The organism is Microbulbifer mixtoriginis (SeqCode), assembly GCF_052466715.1.
Map to the genome: position 1 here is coordinate 2,511,510 of NZ_CP174288.1, position 23,536 is coordinate 2,535,045.

Consider the following 23,536-nt stretch of genomic DNA (forward strand, 5'->3'; position numbering starts at 1 on the left):
GAATGAAGCGCATATTTACAGCAGAAGAAAAAGAGTGGATTTTCGACGCTTGGAAAAAGGGCATTGGTTTTAGTGAAATTGCCAATGCCATAGATTCTAAGCCAGGAACCATTTTTACTGTTTTGAGAGATACTGGCGGAATTAAACCAATACTCAGAAAGCCATCTCCTCAACACCTCATATTAGCCGAACGCGAGGAAATACGTGCAGGTCTTTCTGCAAAACAAAGTATTCGAGCAATCGCTCGCTCCTTTAATAGGAATCCTTCCACAATCTCGCGTGAGATTCAGAGAAATCGGGGGCGACGATAATATAAAGCAGTAGACGCAAACAACCGTGCAAAACGGATGGCAAGGCGTCCTAAGCCGTATTTGCTGGAGCAAAACCCGAGGCTAAAGAAGCTTGTTTTGGAAAAATTAGAGTTGAACTGGTCACCAGAGCAGATATCGGGCTGGTTACGGAAGACATATCAGGCTGATGAATCAAGGAAGATATCAGCAGAGACTATCTATAAAACACTGTACTTCCTTGTGCGTTAAGCACTTCATCATAAGCTAGTAAAGCATTTGCGTCGGTCTCACAGTCTTCGTCACAGCAAACAACATTCACGTAAAGGCGAGCGCGGTACTATCAACATCGTCAACGGTACATCGATAAGGGAGCGTCCTCAGGAGATACAAGAACGATGTGTTTTAGGTCATTGGGAGGGTGACTTAGTGTTAGGTTCAAATAACACTCATATTGCCACGCTTGTTGATCGAAAATCGCGGTATACGATCATTCTTAAGTTGAAAGGGAAAGATGCGAATTCTGTGAACCAGGCGCTTGTTGCTAAGTTTAAAAAACTGCCAAAAGAGCTTTGCCAATCACTGACGTGGGACCGAGGAATGGAGCTGGCAAAGCACGCTGAATTTACGGAAAAGACAGGTGTTCCTGTCTTCTTCTGCGATCCTCAAAGCCCCTGGCAAAGGGGAACGAATGAGAATACCAACAGCTTAATCCGTCAGTACTTTCCAAAAAAGACATGCTTGGCGCAGCATACTCAGAGGAAACTCAATCAAGTTGCTAACGAGCTTAATAGCAGGCCAAGAAAAACACTGAGCTTTGCGACACCAAAGCAGGTTATTAAACAGGGTGTTGCCTTGACAGGTTGAACCTGCAACCGCTCTCTTGATGTCCGACGAGATGAATCGTACGCGCTGATAGACCTGCTGAGTAAGCAGGAGCCCATGGAGCTTGCCTGCAAAGCGTTTGAAATACCTCGATCATGCTGCTACGAATACAGGAAAAATAAGAACTCTGCTGATGAATCCAGAATGCAGCTTCGCCCCAAAGTCATTGGAGTCTTCGAGCGCAGCCGTAGCTTCGCAGGAAGTCGTACAGTCGTAGGTTTGCTTTATGAGTAAGGGATATCAATCGGACGCTTTAAAGTCAGAAGACTAATGTGTGAGGCCGGCTTAGCGTGCAAACAACCTGGTCCTCATAAGCATAAGAGAGCAATAGTCGGGCGCTTAGGTATACTGAATGAACTTGATCGCCAGTCTAATGTTGAGAAACCCAATCAAGTTTGGTGTGGTGACATTACCTATATTTGGGCTGGTTCAAGCTGGTGCTACCTGGCTACCGTTAAAGATTTGCACGCTCACCGTATCGTTGGATGGGCTCTCTGCCACACTAATGATGAAGACACTGGAAATGGCCTGGGAGCAGCGAGGGATGCCTAATGGGGTTATGGTCCACTCGGATCAAGGCAGTCGTATACCAGCCATCAGTTCCGCCAATGGCTGTGGTGCTACCGAATGGCCCAGAGCATGAGTCGGCGTGGAAATTACTGGGATAATGCACCAATGGAAAGACTGTTTCGGAGCCTGAAAAGTGAATGGATACCCTCTCTCGATTACACCTCTATCACAGAAGCAAGACGAGAGATCAGCCATTACTTGATGACTTACTACAACTGGAAGCGTCCCCACCAACACAATGACGGAGTACCGCCCACAAAAGCGGAAGAAAAACTTAACTAACTGCCCGGAAATAGTTGACCAATACATCCTATGATTTTTTACTTGAGAATACGATCGAAAAATTCTTTCCTCATGCTATCTATCTCCGAGTTTTTCTAGAAAAGAATTTAACCTTGGGAGGTCCAAGGAGCTTGCTAGTAAATCTAGAGAAAATCTCTGAATCAACTTTTTGCTTAGCAAAAGTGGTATTTTATGATATAAGTTTTACACCAAAAAAAGATTCCCTGCTTGAAATTGAAAAAATGAAACAAAGTAGATTTTGTTGATCTATGGAGATAATGTTTAATTGGGAATTACTTCTACATCTGCTTCACCAGCGGAGATCAAGCAATTGATTTATATTGCTTATAAAACACAAAGATTCATCACTTAGTTTATGATGAATTGAGGACCCTGATCATCTTCAATACTTTTTGTTGATTCGTTGAATTGACCTCATCAGTCCGTAAAGGAAAAACAAGAATAAAGCCTTTTGGAAAAGCGGTAGTAAGCTCAAAAGCATACCCGGTACTGGAAATTCAAGGGTAACTTTGCCTGACTCCGAAATTACCTGTAGTAGTTCAGACTTGATCTGACAGTTACCGGTTTTTCAGGAGGTGTTCTGTCAGGCCAAATTCAGTTCACGAGCTTTTCCTTCCAGATCCTTTTGTAACTCTTCATTGATCCATAGAACTTGCGGCGTAATGAAGGTTGGTAGAACTCTTGTAAAATGGTTTTATGGAAGCGCTCACAGATCCCGTTAGTTTGTGGATGTCTGGCTTTTGTCTTAGTGTGTTCTATTTTGTTCACACTCAGATATAACTGATAGTCGTGCTGCTCTAACTTGCCACAATATTAAGCGCCACGATCAGTCAGGATACGTAGCACCGGTAGACTATGTATGACATAAAATGGTAGTACACGGTCATTCAAGAGGCCCGTCGCAGTGATTGGCGTTTTGGTGATATACAGCTTGCAATGAGCGACCTTTACATAGGCATCGACATAGGTTTATTGGTAAACACGACCGACGCCCTTAAATGTTCCTACATAGAAGGTATCCTGCGAGCCCAGATAACCTGGGTATTGAAAATCAATTTCACCACAGGCTTCATCATCATGCCGTTTTCTCTATAAAGATTGAACCTGTGGCTCTGTGAGGTTCAGTCTCTCCTCAGCTACCTTGGCCTCAAATACCTTTAATCGAAATTTGAAGTTAGCCAGATCATGCCGTAACCAGACACTCCGAACGCCACTGGGAGAAAAAATTCACCGCGTTTACGCAGCTCATTGGAAACTCGAACCTGCCCATGTGCAGGCTCTTGGAGGGCATAAGTTAACACCGCCTCTTCAATGACTATATCAACACGGTTCTTGTGGTTGGGTACACGCCGGTTTTTCTCAAGAAGGGCGTCCACGCCGCCACTTGAAACGGCTTTCTTGTACCGATAGAAAGTGTCTCTCGATACACCCAACATCTTGCAAGCTTTGGATATATTGCCGAGCTCTTCTGCAAGATTGAGAATCCGGTCTTGCACTGGACGATGCGATCATTAGCATGGATCATGGGGTTTATCCTTGGTTTTACTTTTAGGCTTAGGCACCTTCATCAAAGCCAGCAAACCCCTCTTTTTCAAGAGGATATGTCAGATTTGGTCTGAACTAATCCAAATTATCCTCCTTTGACCATTAAATTATAGCTCTAAACCCTCTTATCGTTATCGTGCATTTTCTATTTCACTTGATTTCAAGTAATAACTGAAATTCTCTTATTCTGCAAGCAGATCATCCTGCAGCCCCATTAATTACTCATTCGGTGATTTTCCTCCACAGCTCACTCTAGGCCTACCATCCAGACAATCCATTACAAATTGAACCTGCTCGTCTGTTATTTTATTAAAGTCGGTATCCTTTGGGAGGCGCTGCCGAATGAGGCAGTTAGTGTTTTCGTTGATCCCTCTTTCCTAGGATGAATATGGATGAGCAAAATAAATATCGCCTTCTAAACCTTTTCAATTCTTTCATCGCCAGAGAATTGAAGATCATTATCGAAGGTAATTGACTTTATTTTATCTTTGAAACTCGCCATATGATTAATCGCTGGTTCAGCCAGCAGATCTGATCGATTACCTCTCAATCTAACTTAACAACCAAGAACGTCTTACGTTCAACCATAGTCAGCAAAGCTCCGCCCCCTCCTGCCTATAACGATATCGCCTTCCCTGTCACCAATCCGATTCATTCGGTCAATAACCGTGGGCCTATTATCAGTACTCACTCTGTTTTTGATCTTTTCGTGCCGATCATACTTTCCGTTACGTTTGCGATAGGATTTTTCTGCAACCCCAAGATACTTGTATAGGTCTCCACCATTTGCCTGATCTAAATAAACTAGCTGGTGGATCGTCTCGTGTTGTAACGGTATACCCGTTAGTCTCTTTAAATAGCTGACTGTATGCTGGCGGCTTAATTCTTTCCGAGTTAGAGTAGCTATTTGTTGCCGCACGCCATCAGTCACTTTTTGTGCCTTGTACCCTTGCCGGCGTTTAGACCCAAAAGCTTATGCGCATGCCCTAGGCGATACCCACGCAAACCAGTATTGCACTGCAGCTCTCGACTGATCGTCAAGGGGTGTCTCTGCAAAAATTCTGCAAATACTTTCTGAGAGTGTCCGGCTTTTCTCAGGCTGTCAATCTGGTATGTTTCGTTCTCACTTAGTTGGTAGTAGCTCATCAGCGTCTTTCCCTTAGTCGGGAGAGATATCGACTCTACCAGCTGAGCCTTCCCTTACCAATTGCACTTATTATCCAAAACCAGTTATATGTATGCTGATTGCACCAAATATTTCATGGGTTAGCTTCTATTTACAAAATAATTGAAAGAGAGAATATACATCCAATGGAATCCTTCGATTAATTTTCACCATCAATACTTATAGATGAAACCCAACCATTTAAAAATAATACTAAATACACATTTGTTTGATGAGCTTCCTGGACTCCACGTCAAAGCAATCACCTATCGACAACTTATATGCTGAAAGTGGAAAAAGAAAATATTACATACCACACCTACGAACCAAGAGATCAACTATCAACCAATCAATTTGAGGTACCCCCTATAAATCATTTCCATGAGGCGAACAATTTCTTCCTGAAATAATTTCACCAATCTCGCCTGCCATTTCGTTCATTATATTGCAACGCAAATAACGACAAATAAAATTCTTCCTATCAATCACTTCAACCCTAAGAGACTTTAAGCCTTCAAGTGCCTCATCAAGATTGAAAGAAGTGAATACCGCTGAGTTTTCAATCTCCTCTTGTATAAATTTCCGTGCAAAACCAGACACCCCAGCCAGAATTGGTTTTCCAGTTGCCCCATATTCGAATATTTTTGATGGGAGTACGTTTTCCATTGATTCGAAATTCTCCAGATGCAGTAATAAGATATCCGCATTTTTATAAATATTAACCAATCGTTCTCTAGGAACTGGATTGCTAATCTTGACATTATTAATGTTTAGCCTTCTTACAGATGATTCCAGCGCTTCCCTTCGAACCCCATCACCAAAAATAAGAATATCGAAATCATTTTGTATAAGAGGGGCAAACTCTGGAATAAATCGATCCAACCCCTGCGCTTTACCAATATTTCCAGCATATACAATATTCAGCCGGCTAACTGAGGGGTCTCTTTGTTTATGATACCTCTCTTTAGCATTAATAAACAGTTCGTCAATTCCATTTGAAAACCAAGATAGTTTTTTTTCAGGGTATCTATTTGAAAAATACTTCTCAAAACCTTTAGAAACCAAATTCAATTTGATACTGGGCCGCAAAGTCCAGCGCTCTAGCATCGAAAAAAAATATACGCCTAGAGATCCAACACCTTTAGGAAGTATATGCTTGAGGTTATCTACGAAAATGTCTCTAATATCTACAAAAAAAGCTGCACCTGATACCCTAGAGATGAAAGAACCAAGAGTTGCCGTCATCAACCTAGACGAAGTTGCAAAAACAAAATCAAATTTTTTTACTTTAACTAGGGTAATCACCTTAACAGCAAAAATTAAGAATGAGTAAGACTGACTTATAAATCCACCTTTGTGAAGCGGTACATCTAGCCGATTAATTATCAGCCTACCTCCATGTAAAACCTCACGCGGTGGTGCAAGCTGTACACTTGATGCATATCTATTTGGCTGTGCTGCTATAACATGTATTATTACATCATTCGGCAAACGCCTTATCAAAGCATCAACGAGAGCCTGTGACCTAAAGGATCCAGCACTAAGGTCTGGAGAATAATAGAAGCTTAACAAGAGGAGTTTCTTACTCATAACTATAAAATAATAAACCTGAATTAAATCGCATATATTTTTCTATAGAAATTTATGAAATCTTTCTCCTGCTCTTCCCAGCTCAACTTTTTTGCAGCTTCTCTAGAATTTCTGGAGCATTCATCCCTGAGCGATTTATTGTTTACAAGCTGAGAAATTGCACGATGCAAACTCTCCTTACACCCAGGATCGGATAAAAGTCCCACCTTATTCTCTTTAACAATTTTGCTGATTTCAGGTAGCCGACTAGCAACAACAGGCAAACCGGCAATAATATACTCAAATAATTTATTCGAATCAGTTGTATAATGATTCAAGCAAGTATTTTCTATCGGTTGAACACCTATATCAGCTGATGAAGTAAATAATGGAAGCTGATCAAGCGACTGAGTAGGAATAAAAAAGACTCTGCCTTCTAATTCAAGCTCCACTGAGTATTCATGTAGCTCGGATGCCTGCCTTCCGCCACCTATAAGTACGAAATATGAATTTGGAATAGCAATCGCAGCATTAACAAAATTCTTAAGCCCTCTCCCCTGCTGCAATCCTCCCTGATATAAAACAATAGGCCAAGACTTTTCTAAATTTAGAAAATTGCGTATGGTATTTTCATTTTTAACACACGAAAATCTAGGTCTATTTTGCAGTACTAATGGACGCTGAACACCATATGCCCTAGCAAAAAATTTTGCCCTCTCATCTGTAGTAGTAATGCACCCAGCAGCACGAGGCATTACATATTTTTCAATACAAGCAACTAGGTTTCTAAAGGATGAATAGCCTTCTCTATCGGTACTTATTTCATGAGCATCGTAGACTAATGGGGCACCACAAAATTTAGCCGCCAACCAAGCTGTAGGCAGAACATTTACATCATGCGCATGAATAATTTTAGGCTTCAATTTACATACATTACAAAACAAAAAAAAGTGAGTCCATAGTCGAGCTATTAACTTTAACAATTGACGGAATGGGGACAATGATTTGGGCTTAGAAATACCAGCAGGTTTATTGAAGCTTAAATTGTGTTTTCTTACCCTCCACAGAGGACTACGCGCCGTACGAACAACCTTAACACCACTATCAAGCGTTTCATGTTGTTTTGTGATACCGGGTGTATGCAACGCATGAACTGTTACTTTATACCCTACTTCTTGTAGTGTCTCAGCCTCCTTAAGCACTCTTGCATCATTGGTAAATTCATTCCACACCAGCATGGATATTGTAGTCAAACTAGAAACCTCATGAGAAATTTTTATAAATCAACAAGCTTTTCAACTTTAAAAGTTGAGCAAATAGCATTAAGATGTGGAAGCAGATCAAGGGCATCACCGTATCTCAGCTTTCTACAAGAATTTAAAAAGGAAGATGTATAAGCTGAAAGCTGAACATCAGTAGCACTTACATTCTTTAGGTCTTCTCTTATTTTTTTTGAAGCCTCGAAAGACTTTAGCAAATTAGACATCAAGCCTGTATCAAGCGGCCAATTTGCACCTATTGGCTCTAAGCTCCACCGCCCCCAGTGAGCACAAATATATCTATCGCCATCATCTTTTAAAATAAAGTCCCTTCTTATATCAGGGTTAACGACTATCAAAGGTAAAGCTTTTAGCCTTGCTGCTATCGAAGAAATATTTTTAGAAAACATTCTTAAATCCCTCTCCCTATCCTTGCCAATAGAAATTGTTCCTACATGGAGTTTAGAACAAATATCATTAGTAAGCTCATCCCAAATCATCTGTCGAGAGCGACTATAACTTGATTTTAGCTGACTTGATGGTATAGACAGAAGTAATTCTGCATTTATTTCCCAAGAACACAGCCTGACTTGTTTACTTGAAGCTGGGGCACAATTCGATATATCAAAAAGATGACATTTGAAGCCATCAATCATAAACGAGTTCAAGAATAAAGGAGCTGGCAGACTATTAATTCCGGATAAAAGCTCTAATTCGTGGACAGACTGACGCTCTCTGGAAACATTAAAAATTTTGAGCAAATATTGGCTGCCACCTTTTTTTTCTTTATCGCCAGATATAAGAACACTAAACATGACAAGTTCTGGGGAGCTTGTCTGCAAAAATTCAAAGCTAACATTTCTATCTTTTGTTGCGCTCAAATCTGGAAAAAATTTTCTTAAAAGCTCCCCCTGAGACATCCCATGAAAACTTGAATAAAGCCCCTTCCTGCAATCTTTACTTTGAGAAAGTAATACATGGGAGTGGAAAAACAGGGCGTTAAGCTTATTTTTTCTCCCATTAAGCCAAATCATATCATTAATTGTGCTCAATGCTTTACTACTGATTTGCCGCACAAGAACCAATGTTATAATTGCGGACAAAGGGCTAACTTCTGCTTCGGGCTCACTTAGAAAAAAAATAAGCATAATGAAAAATGCCAGCAAAAACCCTAAAGAAATATTAATTTTTACAAAGTTAAGGGTAGAGCCTGCAGAGAGCCCATTATTTCTATGCACCTTAAAACCATAAAATCCATATGAAAAAGCTGCAAACCCCACGATAAATAAAAATACTGGGGTATTCAATAATGCCGTCCCACAAGAAGCCAAAAAAATAAGACCTAAAGAACCATTACATCTTAAAAACCGAAAAAAACCTTCACTAGCCATATCAACTTGATTATCGAAAAGCAACACTTTCTTAGTTGATTTCAAAATTCTACGTGTGGTTTTTTTCGATTGATATGTCACAAACTTGTCCAGCGACAAATGGAGTACATAAAATAACGCCGCAGTCCCTCCTAAAAGCAAGATTAGAGGCTTTCGGTCCATCAAGCCAAGAGCTGACGGGAAGTAACTCGGAAATTTTTCCGAACTCACAAGGATAAGAACCTTTAATGGCAAAAGAAATGCTAAAATTATAAATACTTGCGATAATATATTAGCCGCTACCACCGTTAAGACTGGCCATCTTGCTTTCTCAAGAAGCTTCTTCCCCAAAGAAGAATACCACTTGAAAAAAATAAATAAATTAGCAATCAAAACAAAACCTCTATCGAAATCAAAACTTTATGAAGCTCAATAAAATATTGATTTGGCTATTACCTACAAAGAATAAAAAATTAATAACCACCCATAAAATCAAAAAATCTGCATTCCATCAAAGCCTTACTTTCGAGCACCCCTAGATACTTAGAGTTAATTTTTAACCGGACTCTAATATACGATCATACAAAGCACTTAAAGCGAAGGAACCGTTTTTCCAATCTCGATTAGCGCGAACCCATGCTCTGGCATTTTCCCCAAGTACATTTCTATACTCTTTATCCACAATAAGTGTCTCTAATTTAGAGCTTAAATCATCGACATCGCCTTTTTTAAACACTAATCCGGTACTATCATCCTTTATAATTTCTGTTAATGCCTCACAACTGGAAACCACTATTGCTTTTCCGCTTGCCATGGCCTCAAAAGGCTTTAAAGGAGATACCTTTTCACACACCTCGAAGGGCTTTCTTGGAAATGGAGTAATATCTATTAAAGAGTAATATCTTTGAACCTCATGATGAGGTATACGTCCAGTTATTGTAACAAGGTCTTTAATTTTTAATTTTTCCACCGCATTTATTAAATCTTGAAGAATCGCTCCATCCCCCACAATCAACGCATGAAAATTTTTAACACCCTTGTTTTTAAGCATACAAAGAGCAGTTAGCAGGTCATCAAGCCCTTCATAGTTAACCGTCGAGCCTACGTAACCAACAACCACATCAGAACTAGAGATTCCAAGCTTATCCGCCAAAGCCTGATCTCTTTTAAGGGGCTTAAATCTGTCTGTATGGACACAATTAGGGATCACTGTTATTTTCTCTTCAGGAACACCCCTGGATACCATAACTCCTTTTAAAGCCTCTGTAATAGTAATAACTGCATCAGCATTTATACAAGCTTCAGCTTCCATTTTTGCCATATATTTATACTGATCTGATTTTTCCCAACCGCTCTGTCTTGAAGATCGAGTAATTTCCCAAAGCCCCCGTACCTCATATACAGATTTTATTCCCAGCTTTCGCGCTGTTTGTATTGCTGCATATGCATTTGGAAAATTTGATGCAGCATGAACTATGCATATATTTTTTTCTATACAATATTTTTCAACATCTTTTGAATATGCATCTTTATATTCACTCAATGTAAGAGCACTACGCCTGATTGTTTGATCACATCTTAGATAGCTTACATTATCAATGCGATCCTCCGAGGGAATGTTTTTTGGTAGTCTTTCACTGATGTACTTCTTAGAGTCGCTTGGAAACCCTGGTCGAGAAACACCTAATACTTGGAAAGTATTCATAGCGTTTATCGAAGACAAAAGACCATGCGTCCTAGTTGCATAACCACCAGAATTATATGGAAGGGAATTATGCAACAGATAAAGCACTTTTCTTTTCTGAGAGTATGCAGTTACATTTGATTTAACAGGCAAAAAGAAGCCTTTTTCGTAATGTTGAATTTCATCAATAATTTTTTTTGCCGAAATTGAACTTTCTCTATTTAGAGCCTTATCAACCTCTTCGTTAAAATCATGTAAATCATACATCTTTCCAAGATGTGTAAGTTTTGCTCGAACAACGCTAGCCAAGTGAAGATCATCCTGATTTGATCGCCAAAGGACCCAACCCACGTAACTTACAATCTCAGAGGAATCCCCTTTCATAGACCAGAATAAGTCGCCTAGACTCCTTACTTCCTCACTCAATTTCTCAATATAGTTAAGCTTTTCCTTAGTTGAACCTAAGCACCCAATCTGAATATTAATCTTTTCTATAAAGTCAGAAAATTTCTTCTTTTTTCGAGCCATCAATACAGGTAGAGATTTAGCCCTTAACATATGGTAAATCTTCTTCGGACGTAACGCGTATTGATAGAGGAAGGAAATATATGTCGCAAGCCTAAACCTTCTTGAGTTTTTTACTTGCATCAACTCAGTCGAAACTTTCTCTCTTAAAAGCTTCTCTGAATAAATTTTACGTTCAAGAAGTTTTATTTTTTCTTCCACTCTTTGGCCTTTATCCCACACCATCTCAGATATCTCTGGATAAACATTTACTGACAATCGAAATTCAGCCCTCTGCTCTACCCACCCCGAAAAAATATAACCTTTTGCAAACAGAAAATTTGAAATACATACAAAAGATGCCTTATCTTTAGCGACAACTAAAATGTGGTCATTCTGAGGTTCACTATTCAAAAAAGCTTTCAGCTCTCCCATTGACCTAAGTTCGTTAGAATTAGATTTTCTCGAGAAAGTTAGCGAACATCCATCTTCAGACATAGGAATCCCAAAATAAACTTAACTGAAAGAAATCTGCCAGGATTTTAAAGATAAAACGATAAACAGAGGATCTAAAGGCTTACAAAACTTACATACTACATACTACATACTACATACTACATACTACATAAAATATATGTTGATGGGGTTGTAAGCCCTATCCTACTGTATTCAGCTACAAGATGCCCCGTGTATCAATAATATTAGATACCTGCCGCAGTCTATCCGCACTCTTTATAAATTCCTTATGGTCTACAAGTATTACATTTATATCTGCATTTTTAAGAGCATAATCGAAATCCACCAGAGTAACTTTACCTTTTAGAGAGTGAGGAACCTCAGATATATTAGGCTCCACCACCATAACGCTCTCTGGATATTTTTTGGCTAGAGTGGTGGTAATTCCTAATGCTGGACTTTCACGAAGGTCGTCAATGTCTGGCTTAAATGCTAACCCATAACACGCTACTTTGCTGACGACTGTATTTTCATCAGAGGATTTAGCGGAAATGTTAGTTAACATTTCATCTACTTTCTTCAGCACCCATTCTGGTTTAGCATCATTTACCTCTCTAGCCATCCGAGTTATTCGAGCAAGGTCAGGCGTCTTAGAGACAATAAACCAAGGATCTACAGCTATACAATGGCCGCCCACGCCACAACCTGGCTGTAAAATGTCAACACGAGGATGTTTATTTGCCAAAGAAATCAATTCCCAGACATCAATATCTAACTTATCAGCTATCATAGAAAGCTCATTTGCAAATGCAATATTTACATCGCGAAAAGCATTTTCAGTAAGCTTAGCCATCTCAGCCGTACGTACATCTGTTAAGAGGCAATCGCCATGAACAAATACCTCATAAAGCTCTTTAGCTTTTTCGGCACAATCCTGGGTCATACCGCCGATTATCCTGTCATTTTCAACGAGCTCTCGCATTACTTGACCGGGCAACACCCTCTCCGGACAGTGGGCTATAAAGATATCAAAATTACCTGTACTACGGTTTTCAGTAGGAATTCGTAGATCTTTCCTAAACTCCGCAATACCTTTTGCCATATGCTCCGTCGCACCCACCGGAGAAGTTGACTCCAATACCACCAAGTCGCCTTTTTTAAGAACAGGCGCTATTGCTTTAGTAGCTGCCTCAATATAAGAAAGATCGGGATCATTACCCTCCTTAAATGGAGTGGGGACAGCGATAATAAACGCATCAGCAGGTTCAGGTGAAAGCGATGCTTTCAAATAGCCCTCTGATACAGTCGCATGTACCACCATATCTAACTCTGGCTCGACAATATGAATCTCACCCCGATTAATAGTTTCAACCGCACTTTTATTAACATCAACGCCACAAACTTGGATTTTCCGAGCTGCAAAGACTGCAGCTGTTGGTAAGCCTATGTATCCAAGCCCCATAACTGTTAATTTATTAAATTCTTTTTTCATTTTTACAGCCCTCGATTAAGCTAACTCTTTACTTTTTTGACCGATACTTTCGTCATTTAGAATTAAACTGACTATTCTTGAGCAAGCCTTTCCATCACCATAAGGATTGTGGGCCTCCGACATCCTTCTGTACAATTCGTTATCATCAATTAATTTCATTACTTCACTCATTATCGAGTGACTATTTGTTCCAACTAATTTCACAGTGCCAGCAGATACAGCCTCCGGGCGCTCAGTGGTATCCCTCATGACAAGTACAGGCTTACCCAATGATGGAGCTTCTTCTTGGATACCGCCAGAATCAGTTAGGATTAAGAAAGAGTGACTCATTAGGTATATAAAGGGCAAGTACTCAAGGGGCTCAATTAATAGAACATTAGACAAGCCACTTAATATTCTACCTACAGGCTCTTGCACATTGGGGTTTAAATGCACAGGATAAACAATCAATATATCAGGATTAGAAGCTGCTATTTCTTTTAGTGCAGAGCAAATATTTTCAAACCCTAAGCCAAAGTTTTCTCTTCGATGGCCAGTCACAAGAATTATTTTTTTATTAGCATCAATAAAAGAAAATTTCTTTAAAAATTCATTTTCAATTTCAGGGTTAGATTTAATAATGGAAATAGCTTCATATAAAGCATCAACTACTGTGTTTCCAGTAATCTTTATGGCCTTATCTGCAACCCCCTCACTTAACAAATTTTCTTTTGCTTTCAAAGTTGGGGCAAAATGAAGCGTGGCGATGGCCCCTGTAAGTCTCCTGTTCATTTCCTCAGGCCATGGTGAATATATATTGCCAGTTCTTAAACCTGCCTCAACATGTCCAACTGGAATTTTTTCATAATAACAAGCAAGAGAAGCAGCTAAAGTCGTTGTCGTATCACCATGAACCATTACAACATCCGGCTTCCACTCTTTAAGAATTGACCTTAATCCCAGCAGAATTCCACCTGTTATATCAGTCAAATCCTGACCGTGTTTCATAATATCCAGGTCCCAATCTGGACGTATTTCAAATACATCTAAGACCTGATCTAGCATTAAGCGATGTTGTGCCGTCACACATACTTTACACTCTATTCCCTTATTCTTGGAAAACTCTCTTACTAGGGGGGCCATTTTTATAGCCTCTGGACGTGTTCCAAATATGATTAAAACTTTTTTCATTTGTCGGTCTTAACTCTTTTTAATTTGCCAATTCAGTTTGGTTCGACAAGTTTCATAGAAATTATGATCCAAAGGGTGGATAAGTGTAAGTCGATGGGGTTTTTTATGGATTCGAATTATATCACCGGGAGATGTTACAAATTGATGAGCTCCATCACAAGTTACGTGAGGATTAGTGGTGTTTTTCTCACTCACAACCAACATAAATTCACTGCTGCCCTCGACAACTATCGGGCGGCTACTTAGAGTATGAGGGTTTAACGGGACCAGCACAATTGCATCTAATTTAGGGTGCATAATAGGTCCGCCTCCTGAAAGCGCGTAAGCCGTAGATCCTGTCGGCGTGGAAATAATTAATCCGTCGGACCTCTGTTTATATACAAATTGTCCATCAATATACAATTCAAACTCTATCATTCGAATATATTCACCAGGGTGCAGAACCACATCATTTAATGCTGAACCACCGCCCTCTATTTTACCATTTCTGGTTATGGACATATCTAGTAAAAAGCGGCTCTCCGCTAAGTATTTACCCGAAAGGACATCGCCAACTTTACTCTCAAGCTGATCGGGTGTTATATCAGTAAGGAAGCCTAACCGCCCTCTATTAACTCCTAACAACGGAACACTGTATTTCGCTAAAGCGCGGGCTGCTGCAAGCAAACTTCCATCCCCCCCCACTACGATAACCAAATCGCAAGACTCTCCAAGCCTGTCTTTTGAAGAGGTTTTAGCATTATGATAAGAAAGCGCCCGAGCTGTGTTTGCTTCCAATACTATTGTGTATCCACCAAGTTCAAGAAAGGCTATTAGGCGCTCAAGTGAGGCAGTTGTGCTCTCACTTTCAGTTCGACCAATCAAGCCAATATTTTGAAATTCCTGCATTTCTTCCTCATACATGCTCTTGGTGTTTGTTACGCAGCATGAATCCAACTACCCTATCGCACCCTTAACAAACCCAATAGACCGTAAGATTTCAAGCCCATCATTATGCCGGAGTGTGACTTTAGTGTCGATCAAACGGTATTTAGCCCCCCCCATCATAACTGCGCCCCCCTTGCAAGCCCCCGGAGTGGATCATGAGGACAGTCTTATTTTTTTGATCTATTTTGTTATCAAATGATGCTAGTGCATAGATTAGTTTTCCCATATAAACGGGATCAACAGGATGAAAGCTATGCTTTTCAAACTCCTCCATGGCAACTTTCATAGCGCTTGAGCTTTTGCCATAGCCGCCGCAATGATAAGAATTCAGCAGCCTCTCTCGCAGACTTGACAATTTGCAACATTGAATTTTATTGGCTATAGATTTATCGTGACGTAATCGTTGAACCCATAAAGCAACATCCTTCAAAATACTATCCCCGGCATTTAAAACCTCAACACCAATGACTGAAGCGCTTGAAATACTTGAATACAACCCCCCAAAAGTAGCCCCCGTCCCGCAAGCCACCCATACCTGATCAAACTTTACAGGTGCGGTATCCTCAATAACCTGCCCCAACAGCTGTATCCCTCTAACACCGGCAAGATTGGAGCCTCCTTCAGGAATAAAATAGAAATTCTCAAGTTTCAAACCAGCTCTTTTAAGAAAACCTACCCCTCCCCTAAGGCGATATGTGGCTCGCGTTACAAAAACGAGCTTCATCCCGAAGCGTTCAGCATCTTGTAGAGTTGCGCTTAGTTTAGTGGGCCTTTCCCCTCTAATTATCCCTACAGTTTTAAATCCAAACCGCGCACCCGCTGCGGCAATAGCATGTATATGGTTTGACCAAGCTCCCCCGCAGGTAACTATTGTTTTTGCCTTGCGCCACCTCGCCTCAATCAAGTTATAAAACAACTTATAGGCCTTATTGCCCGAAATCAGGGGGTCGATAAGATCATCACGCCTCACCCAGACATCTAAACCAGGAAAAAGGTGGCTCTTCAACTGCTGATAAGGGATATTGCGAGCTATATCAGTAAAGGCTTGAAGGTTCAGGCTATCTATTAGGCGGGGCGACATAATGTTTTCTTATACTTAATATGTTAATCAAGCCAGCCTTGCTAAGGCAATTACTGACTCAATACAAATAAACGGCTATTCCATCTTAGGAAGGAGTGAAGCCCTTCACTGCAACGCCTGGCAAAACGCTCACCCACCTGAGGGAAGGCTACATGTTAATTAAGTATGGGATCTTGCAGGGCTTCTCGAAATCCTTATAAATGCACTTATTGGCGACCTCCATAGCAAAGTCTACCTTTAACCCCCCAGTGAGAAAGCCACTCACCAAGATGAGCCAGCATAAACCACCACTCACCCACCTCTTTTGAAATAGTAAACTGTGATAAGCTTTAACTTTAGACAAATAACCTGCAGGCAGTCCGTAAAGAGAGATGATGCTAAGATAGGCATGGTATAAAAATCCAGATACAAAAAAGCCCTCAAACTGAGGGCTTTTTTGTATCTGGCGGACCGGACGGGACTCGAACCCGCGACCTCCGGCGTGACAGGCCGGCATTCTAACCAACTGAACTACCGGTCCTCGGTAGCAAACTTCCATTTAGGAAGCTGGTGGGTGGTACAGGGGTCGAACCTGTGACCTACGGCTTGTAAGGCCGTCGCTCTCCCAACTGAGCTAACCACCCGCTGCTCATCTTCTTTCAGGGCCTTGCCCCTTGAGCGAGGCGCATATTACTGGAATAAAACTTCCTGTCAATAATTTTCGCGCCAAGTCCCACTATTATTCATCGGGCATGCTTTCCGGTGGTACAGACACCGGTTGCATCTCCTCTTCCCCAACACTTGCCTCCTGCAATACCTTACCCTGTCGATAGTCTGGGTCAATTAAATGACCCGCGATTCGCACTGGGACCTCTTTAGGAATCAACTGCTCTCTTGGGCGGGCCAAATCCTGTTCATTGTAGTTGCATACCCCTGTTGGAAAGATACGGCGTAAGTCATCGAGACGACCTGATATCTCTTCCGTATGAGAGCCATAGACGCCTTTTGCAAGAGCCCTCTCCACCGGCTGAAGCGCGCACTTAAAGATGTCATCAGTCACTGGTGCTCCGGCTACCTGCCTTGAGGTGCTGTGGGCAGGGTATTCCCGCATACATTTCCCTTTCGACTGGCGGTTCCAGTCTCCATTCCAAACATCAGATCCTGATGCTAGTACATTACCTTCGCTATCAAAGCATTGGTCACTGGCATCCTCAGGTCGATTACCAACTACACCTTTAGCAGGGTCATTAATGATGTTTTGCATCCACCGGTCGACCAGATCAAGTGCATCATCCAATGGGTTGTAGTCTTTGTGACTCATCCAGATCAGTTGATTGTCAGCGTGGCCACGGGCCCTCCGGATACGCTCTCGAGTCGAAAAAGAAGCCGAGCTGTGATGCATATCTGGTTCTTCGTCCAGATAGTGGCGCATATCAATTATCGGAATTTCTACATCCCCAAGGAAAACATGACCAGACCTATAAATCCCCTTGATTGCCTCCATATCCGCGCGGCTACGCTTAGCTGGGCTCGCCAGAGTCCCCATGTTTAAATTTTGCTCACTCCATACTGAAAGGCGCACAGGAAAAAGCCCACCATTGAGAAACCAGAGCTTTTCTTGCGACTGATTCTGCGGGGCTTTCCACCCACCTATTGCAGCATTGATTTTTAAGAAATTATCGATGCTTATCTCTCCATCAACCAACGCTTTCAACCCATACTGAACCCCTTCATTATCCCAGGTTGTATTCGCATAGCCATTTTCAGCAGCACCATAGAACTGGCGAAGATTTTCCCAATGTGTCCAATGCACTCTATCCGGCAAATCACCGGAAAAACTTTTAAAAAAGTGTACAAAGTTTGGGTTATTTACCAGTGGCACCAAACCACGCCAACCTTCTACACATTCAGTTGCACCGCTAGGTCGTCCCCTATAACGGCCATCAAACAAACCAGCGGCTAAAGTAATCAGCTTAAAGCGGCTATCCGCTTCAGGGTTCGCAGCCAACCCCTGTATCCGTTGACGTTCCTCAACATCCTGCCAGCGGGGGTTGTTAGCATCCAGGACATCGAAGAAATACTCTAAAGGCTCACAGTCAAAGGCATAGATAGTCTGGGTTACCATATCTGGATAGGAGTAAAGTGGTATCGCCGCATCCAGTAGCCCCGGTGCATTTTGCGCCAAGATGTACTGCTGAATAGCACCTCCCGAGCCACCGATACCAACCGTATACATGGGCTCACCATAGAGTGCTTGGAACTGTTTTTTTAGGCGCCGTGCCGTATCCTCTGCCAACCATAAGTTATAGTGATTTCTGGTTTGATTCGCCGTCGAGTAAACGATGGCATATCCTCGAGCCAACTGGTCCATTCGCCGAGTTGTCACATCTCCTTTGCTCAAATTACCTTGGCGCCAACCTATACCTACTCCCCCACGAAACTGATAGATCAAACGCCGGTTCCAATTGCTGGCATTTGGTTTTTCGGCAGTTTCGCCGTCTCCTCGCAGAGCTGCAATAGCATAATGATGCCGGTTAATCGTGCCTGTTTCGACACGGACAATAAAATCTACTTGGCGGCCATTTACTGTTACCTTATCAATATCGTTACGTGCTTCATGTAGGTAATAAAAGCTTCCATCCGTTGTGCTCCTATAGAAGTACGTTACCTCCGTTGCATGGCTACAGTCTCGGCTATAACCAATCACCTCTTTGGTTTTCTTCCCGTCTGAACCTAAAGCAAAAACTGGGACTCCCTCCTTAGCTTGGTTATCAACCAATGGCTGCTTATCGGTGATCGCATTACGACCACAAAAGAAGGGGTACTTTGAGGGGCCAGTAAATAACGTTTCTACTGGTCCAACCTCACCAATTGAGATAGGGAATGGGAAATACTCAGGCGGGCGTGACATCATTCTAGGGTGAGGCCCCGCATAAGCCGGTGTAGAAGCATAATCAAGAGCTCCAGCCGGCACCCCTATTACTGGAGCATCTGCTTTACCATGTACTTTTGGCAATTTCGCATACGCGATCCAAGCGACTACCCCCAGCACTCCGAGCAGCGCCAAGAAAAATACAGAGAGAAACCAAGCTCCCCTTGTCGACATAAACGCCTCCACAGCTGTCAACTTCACCAAGTGATACAGCTTGAGTATATGAAGGGATAAAGAGGTCAACCGACAGTTGGCGCCGGGGAGGACTTATAGGAAGGATGTATCAGAAATATCGAACCAAGTAGCCCAACAAATCAGGCAAAGACAAAAAGGAAGCCCGTCAGGCTTCCCTTCTAATATGCCTCAAAAAATTCAGCTTAATCCTTGGCAATAAGACCTTTCTCTTGCAGGGTAGAAATAATCACTTCCACCTCTTGTTCCAAGGTCATTTCTGCCGTATTGAGACGCAACTCAGGGGAAATAGGCGCTTCATATGGGTCATCAATTCCAGTAAAACCCTTAATTTCACCCGCACGAGCCTTTTTATAAAGGCCTTTAGGGTCACGAGATTCTGCCTCCTCCAGTGGACAGTCTACAAACACCTCCAAATAAGGCAGATTGCCATCCTCATGCATCTTTCTAACCATATCGCGATCTTCTCGATATGGACTAATAAAGCTACTGAGAACCACAATCCCAGTGTCCGCAAACAGTTTAGAAATCTCACCTACACGACGGATATTTTCTTGGCGATCTTCAGCAGAAAAGCCTAGATTGGAGTTGATACCCAGACGTATATTGTCACCATCCAGGCGATAGCTCAGGACACCACGCGCAGCCAAAGCCTTCTCAACTGCTACTGCTACCGTGCTCTTGCCGGAACCCGACAGGCCGGTGAACCAAAGGGTCACGCCTTTGTGACCAAGAATACTGGCCCTGTTGTCACGAGTTACATCGCCATCATGCCAATGTACATTGGTCGCCTTGCGTTCAACTGTTGTCGTCACCGATCACTCCAAGATTTTGATTCAATTCCTATTCCCTCTTCAGTGAGAGGTTCGCAGGAAACCACCCCCCAGAGGCTAGACGGCCAATTATCAGGCATTTGAAGCATTAGCGTAAAGACTTTGCTTATAGCATATTCAACCACATATAGTGGTGGATGTGCATAAGTACCTCTGGCCACTTAATTCTAAATTTCGACCTCAAGAAAGAACAGTGGCATCAAAAAGAGAAAATTTGAGGTATTAAGCCCTTAGGAAAAGCGCCTTTTCCCTGGTCGAGAAGTAGAGACTATTTTTCCATTGACTGTTGTGGGCCAGCAAATAGATTTAACCTAAATTTGATAATGATTATAATTCTATTGAGAGCATCATAAATTCAATTCCTCAATACTGTGCACTTTCAAATAAGCTTCATTAAACAACAATCAGTATTAACCAAATAGCAATTAAAGCATATCACGCAGCATTATCTCACTGCGTTCTATATTGCAGTTATAACACATATAAACAATTGAATATTACGTTATGATTCTAGCTTTGTTTCATCTAATGACATTATGCAAGCACATACAACTATACCTTTAAATATAATCCGCATTCCGCATTCCTCATATAGAAGTGCCACATAAGGACTATGGCACAACCTATCAGAGGGTTAGCAAACAAGTAACCCTAAAAAGTTATAAGGTGGTATAAACCCTTTAATAATTAGCTGATATTCAAAAGGGAGATTATCTTTTAGTATGTGCCATGCTTCACCCTCCAATTACATATGTAAGCAATATCATACATATAAATTTGTGCTTACTTAGTGCCTACTCGTAAACAAGATATGCCTATCTCTCCCCCTATTTTCAAACCTAAACCCAGTTACACCCTACTCAATAAAACACGCCAAATATAGAAAGTGACACTATGACCATGATAACCTCTGCTTTGAATAGGCATGAAATAGCCCTGCATTTAGTGGGGCTTAGCTTTATAAAAGGAGGCAATTAGCCGATGGCAAAAAGTGTTCTGGATAGATTCAAAATTCGTAAAGGAAAAGTCTTTGAGGCACCGCTTGAGGAGGCCTTTGGCCGCCTGGTTACACCTTTTGAAGAATTTATCCATCGCCAAAGCAGCAGTGGTATCTTACTGATGTTCTCTGCAATGGTTGCACTGATTGTTGCCAACTCCCCCCTACAGGATGCTTACAAGCACCTGCTGCACATGCCAGTCAGCATTGGCACTGGTGACTGGGTGCTTTCTTTATCACTACATCATTGGATTAATGATGGCCTAATGGCCATCTTCTTTTTCTTGGTAGGGTTAGAGCTTAAACGTGAATTTTTAGTTGGGGAACTTTCAGATCTACGCCAAGCAGTCCTGCCCGTGATGGCAGCGGTTGGCGGCATGGTAGTTCCAGCCTTGATTTATAGCTCCCTAAACAGTGGCGACATCGCAGAACGCGGTTGGGGCATCCCTATGGCTACTGATATCGCTTTTGCCGTGGGCTGTATAGCATTACTAGGAAACAGAGTACCAAGGGCTGTGGTAACTTTTCTTGTAGCCCTAGCCATCGTAGATGACCTAGGAGCAATTCTTGTAATTGCTATTTGGTATACAGAGCAAGTGAACACTACCGCTTTAATGGCCTCCGGATTTCTAGTTGCAATCATGGGCTTACTCAATGCCGCCGGGGTTCGCCGCTCCTCTGCCTACGTCTTTACCGGTATTTTGCTCTGGTACGGACTTTACAAGGCAGGCGTCCATGCCACTCTAGCAGGCGTAATTACGGCAATGGCACTACCTGCCAAGCCAAAGTATGATCCCGTAGCGTTCAGCACCTTTGTTAAAGATATTATCCGCAGCTTCGATCGATACTTTCGTCCCGGTGATAAGATCATTGCAAACGATGCCCTCCATGCACGTGTAATGGCCTTGGGTAACGGTGTAAATCTAGCTCAGTCCCCCCTGCAGCGTATGGAAACCCGCTTACATATCCCGGTGGGCTTTATAGTAATTCCAATTTTCGCACTGGCTAATGCAGGCATCCCTTTCGATAGCTTTAGTAGTTCAGCAGCGGTACTCAACCCAGTAACACTTGGTGTCATTAGCGGCTTGGTTATTGGCAAGCTAATTGGCATTGTAGGCGCAACTTGGATTGGCTGGAAACTTGGCTGGGGCAAGCTACCCAAGGCTGCGAACTTTCAGCATATCGTAGGTGTGGCATTACTCGCCGGCATTGGCTTTACTATGTCTATCTTTATAGCCGAGCTGGCATTTAGCTCCCAGTACGAACTTCTGGTGCAGGCGAAAGCCGGTATCCTACTAGCTTCTGTAATTGCCGGAGTTGCCGGCTTCCTAGTTCTACGCAATGCACCTATCTCTGCAGAGCAAGAGGATGAATTCAAGGAAGCAGAGGAAGCTGAGAGCTCAAATTCTGAACTGCCGCCTCATTCCGTCTCGTAGCAGAGTAGATTTGTGGTAGGCCTAAAATTTCCGCTTTAAATTGTACAGCCGGAGCCGAGTAACTATAATCAATAGTTACTCGGCTAAGATTTACTCACATAACGATTACTTAGATATCAGCACCGGCTAGGCTTGGTATCGAATAACTCAACTAACAACAAAAAATAAGTTCAGCATCAATTAAATCCGCACCAAAGTCACATCACAATGAGCATAATTTACGATACTATTTGCCGTAGAGCCTATTAGAGAGCTTATACCTTTCTTAGAGTGAGTCCCGAGCACGATTAAATCTACACTTCTTTTTTCAGCTTCCTTGCAAATCACCTCATAGGGCTTGCCTACTTTCAGGAGTCTATTTTTCTTAGAGATACCGAAATCTGAAACTATCTCCTCAAACTTCGGAATAGCATCCTCTTTAAGCTCTCGCTGATAATCCTTAGGCAAAAAACTGTAGGGAAGCACATTTAATACGATTAACTTACTTTCATGCTGCCTTGAAAGTTCTACGGCCCTAGAAAGCACAAAGCGCCCTTCTTTGGAAGCCTCTATAGCGCAAAGAATTGTTTTATACATCTAACCCCCTCCCCTTATTATGATAACTAAACACCACTAAAAACCGCCGATCAACACAAAACGCCCACTGCTAGATTCATTGTCACACAGAAATCCCCTCCTAAGCACCCATCAAAAATCAAAATACATCAGTTTCCAGCCTACCCATGCGGCATCTCTGTATTTGCAAATGGATCCAAGCTTTTCAAACAGGAAGGAGCTTAATTCACTTGGAATCGGGGCTCAAAGAAGTCACCTTGAGAACAACTTAGTATCACTAGAACACCCAAAACACAATAAGGTCCCAATTCACTTTAAAATTTATTACATTTCAACCTTCCATAG

Annotated in this window: 12 protein-coding genes, 2 tRNA genes and 4 pseudogenes; 3 read left to right on the top strand and 15 right to left on the bottom strand. The window is 41.9% G+C overall.

All coding sequences use genetic code 11. From position 1 onward, the window contains the following. Positions 1-2 precede the first annotated feature (2 nt). A pseudogene (locus ACJJH9_RS11060) lies at positions 3-1,154 on the top strand (IS30 family transposase). Positions 1,155-1,166: 12 nt separating this feature from the next. Further along, positions 1,167-2,024, top strand: a pseudogene (locus tag ACJJH9_RS11065) (IS3 family transposase); the annotation flags it as partial. A gap of 634 nt (positions 2,025-2,658) precedes the next feature. Here the strand turns inward: ACJJH9_RS11065 and ACJJH9_RS11070 are convergent. The 14 genes and pseudogenes from ACJJH9_RS11070 to cysC all read right to left on the bottom strand — a co-directional run. Continuing rightward, positions 2,659-3,570, bottom strand: a pseudogene (locus ACJJH9_RS11070) (helix-turn-helix domain-containing protein); the annotation flags it as partial. A 238-nt stretch (positions 3,571-3,808) separates the two neighbouring features. Further along, positions 3,809-4,736: pseudogene (locus ACJJH9_RS11075) on the bottom strand (IS30 family transposase). Between the two features lie 385 nt (positions 4,737-5,121). Then, the gene (locus ACJJH9_RS11080) at positions 5,122-6,327 is read right to left on the bottom strand and encodes a glycosyltransferase family 4 protein (RefSeq protein WP_444922760.1); all 1,206 of its coding nucleotides are present in this window, start codon (positions 6,325-6,327) and stop codon (positions 5,122-5,124) included. Positions 6,328-6,368: 41 nt separating this feature from the next. Next, the gene (locus ACJJH9_RS11085; RefSeq protein ID WP_444922761.1) at positions 6,369-7,577 is read right to left on the bottom strand and encodes a glycosyltransferase family 4 protein; all 1,209 of its coding nucleotides are present in this window, start codon (positions 7,575-7,577) and stop codon (positions 6,369-6,371) included. A gap of 23 nt (positions 7,578-7,600) precedes the next feature. Beyond that, positions 7,601-9,346, bottom strand: a complete 1,746-nt coding sequence (locus ACJJH9_RS11090) for a hypothetical protein (protein WP_444922762.1) — start codon at positions 9,344-9,346, stop codon at positions 7,601-7,603. 163 nt (positions 9,347-9,509) lie between these two features. Beyond that, positions 9,510-11,639: a glycosyltransferase family 4 protein gene (locus ACJJH9_RS11095; protein WP_444922763.1), complete on the bottom strand. Its 2,130-nt coding sequence runs from the start codon at positions 11,637-11,639 to the stop codon at positions 9,510-9,512. A 175-nt stretch (positions 11,640-11,814) separates the two neighbouring features. Then, positions 11,815-13,089, bottom strand: coding sequence for a UDP-N-acetyl-D-mannosamine dehydrogenase (wecC, locus tag ACJJH9_RS11100; protein ID WP_444922764.1), 1,275 nt, complete (start codon positions 13,087-13,089; stop codon positions 11,815-11,817). Between the two features lie 15 nt (positions 13,090-13,104). After that, positions 13,105-14,259: a non-hydrolyzing UDP-N-acetylglucosamine 2-epimerase gene (wecB, locus tag ACJJH9_RS11105; protein WP_444922765.1), complete on the bottom strand. Its 1,155-nt coding sequence runs from the start codon at positions 14,257-14,259 to the stop codon at positions 13,105-13,107. A gap of 9 nt (positions 14,260-14,268) precedes the next feature. Further along, complete coding sequence (locus ACJJH9_RS11110) at positions 14,269-15,147, bottom strand: NAD(+) kinase (RefSeq protein WP_444922766.1); 879 nt, start codon at positions 15,145-15,147, stop codon at positions 14,269-14,271. 142 nt (positions 15,148-15,289) lie between these two features. Continuing rightward, positions 15,290-16,267 carry a 1-aminocyclopropane-1-carboxylate deaminase/D-cysteine desulfhydrase gene (locus ACJJH9_RS11115; protein ID WP_444922767.1) on the bottom strand — a complete coding sequence of 326 codons (978 nt, stop codon included), beginning with the start codon at positions 16,265-16,267 and terminating at the stop codon, positions 15,290-15,292. Positions 16,268-16,710: 443 nt separating this feature from the next. After that, a tRNA-Asp gene (locus ACJJH9_RS11120) sits at positions 16,711-16,787 on the bottom strand. A 27-nt stretch (positions 16,788-16,814) separates the two neighbouring features. Next, positions 16,815-16,890, bottom strand: a tRNA-Val gene (locus tag ACJJH9_RS11125). A gap of 95 nt (positions 16,891-16,985) precedes the next feature. Next, positions 16,986-19,352 (bottom strand): DUF6351 family protein, encoded by a 2,367-nt coding sequence (locus tag ACJJH9_RS11130; RefSeq protein ID WP_444922768.1) that lies wholly within the window; start codon positions 19,350-19,352, stop codon positions 16,986-16,988. 203 nt (positions 19,353-19,555) lie between these two features. Beyond that, entirely contained in the window at positions 19,556-20,185 is a 630-nt protein-coding gene (gene cysC, locus ACJJH9_RS11135) for an adenylyl-sulfate kinase (protein ID WP_444886443.1), read from the bottom strand. A 999-nt stretch (positions 20,186-21,184) separates the two neighbouring features. On the opposite strand from cysC, the gene nhaA reads away from it, so the two are divergent. Further along, a complete protein-coding gene (gene nhaA, locus ACJJH9_RS11140; RefSeq protein ID WP_444922769.1) occupies positions 21,185-22,636 on the top strand; it encodes a Na+/H+ antiporter NhaA in 1,452 nt (483 codons plus the stop codon). 180 nt (positions 22,637-22,816) lie between these two features. Here the strand turns inward: nhaA and ACJJH9_RS11145 are convergent, their stop codons facing one another. Then, positions 22,817-23,212 (bottom strand): universal stress protein, encoded by a 396-nt coding sequence (locus ACJJH9_RS11145; RefSeq protein WP_444884573.1) that lies wholly within the window; start codon positions 23,210-23,212, stop codon positions 22,817-22,819. Positions 23,213-23,536: the final 324 nt, after the last annotated feature.

What these genes read in the sequence shown, in the direction of transcription:
- wecB (WP_444922765.1), bottom strand. Translation starts at nt 14,259, where the DNA reads ATGAAAAAAGTTTTAATCATATTTGGAACACGTCCAGAGGCTATAAAA.
- ACJJH9_RS11095 (WP_444922763.1), bottom strand. Translation starts at nt 11,639, where the DNA reads ATGTCTGAAGATGGATGTTCGCTAACTTTCTCGAGAAAATCTAATTCT.
- ACJJH9_RS11130 (WP_444922768.1), bottom strand. Translation starts at nt 19,352, where the DNA reads ATGTCGACAAGGGGAGCTTGGTTTCTCTCTGTATTTTTCTTGGCGCTG.
- ACJJH9_RS11110 (WP_444922766.1), bottom strand. Translation starts at nt 15,147, where the DNA reads ATGCAGGAATTTCAAAATATTGGCTTGATTGGTCGAACTGAAAGTGAG.
- wecC (WP_444922764.1), bottom strand. Translation starts at nt 13,089, where the DNA reads ATGAAAAAAGAATTTAATAAATTAACAGTTATGGGGCTTGGATACATA.
- ACJJH9_RS11145 (WP_444884573.1), bottom strand. Translation starts at nt 23,212, where the DNA reads ATGTATAAAACAATTCTTTGCGCTATAGAGGCTTCCAAAGAAGGGCGC.
- ACJJH9_RS11115 (WP_444922767.1), bottom strand. Translation starts at nt 16,267, where the DNA reads ATGTCGCCCCGCCTAATAGATAGCCTGAACCTTCAAGCCTTTACTGAT.
- nhaA (WP_444922769.1), top strand. Translation starts at nt 21,185, where the DNA reads ATGGCAAAAAGTGTTCTGGATAGATTCAAAATTCGTAAAGGAAAAGTC.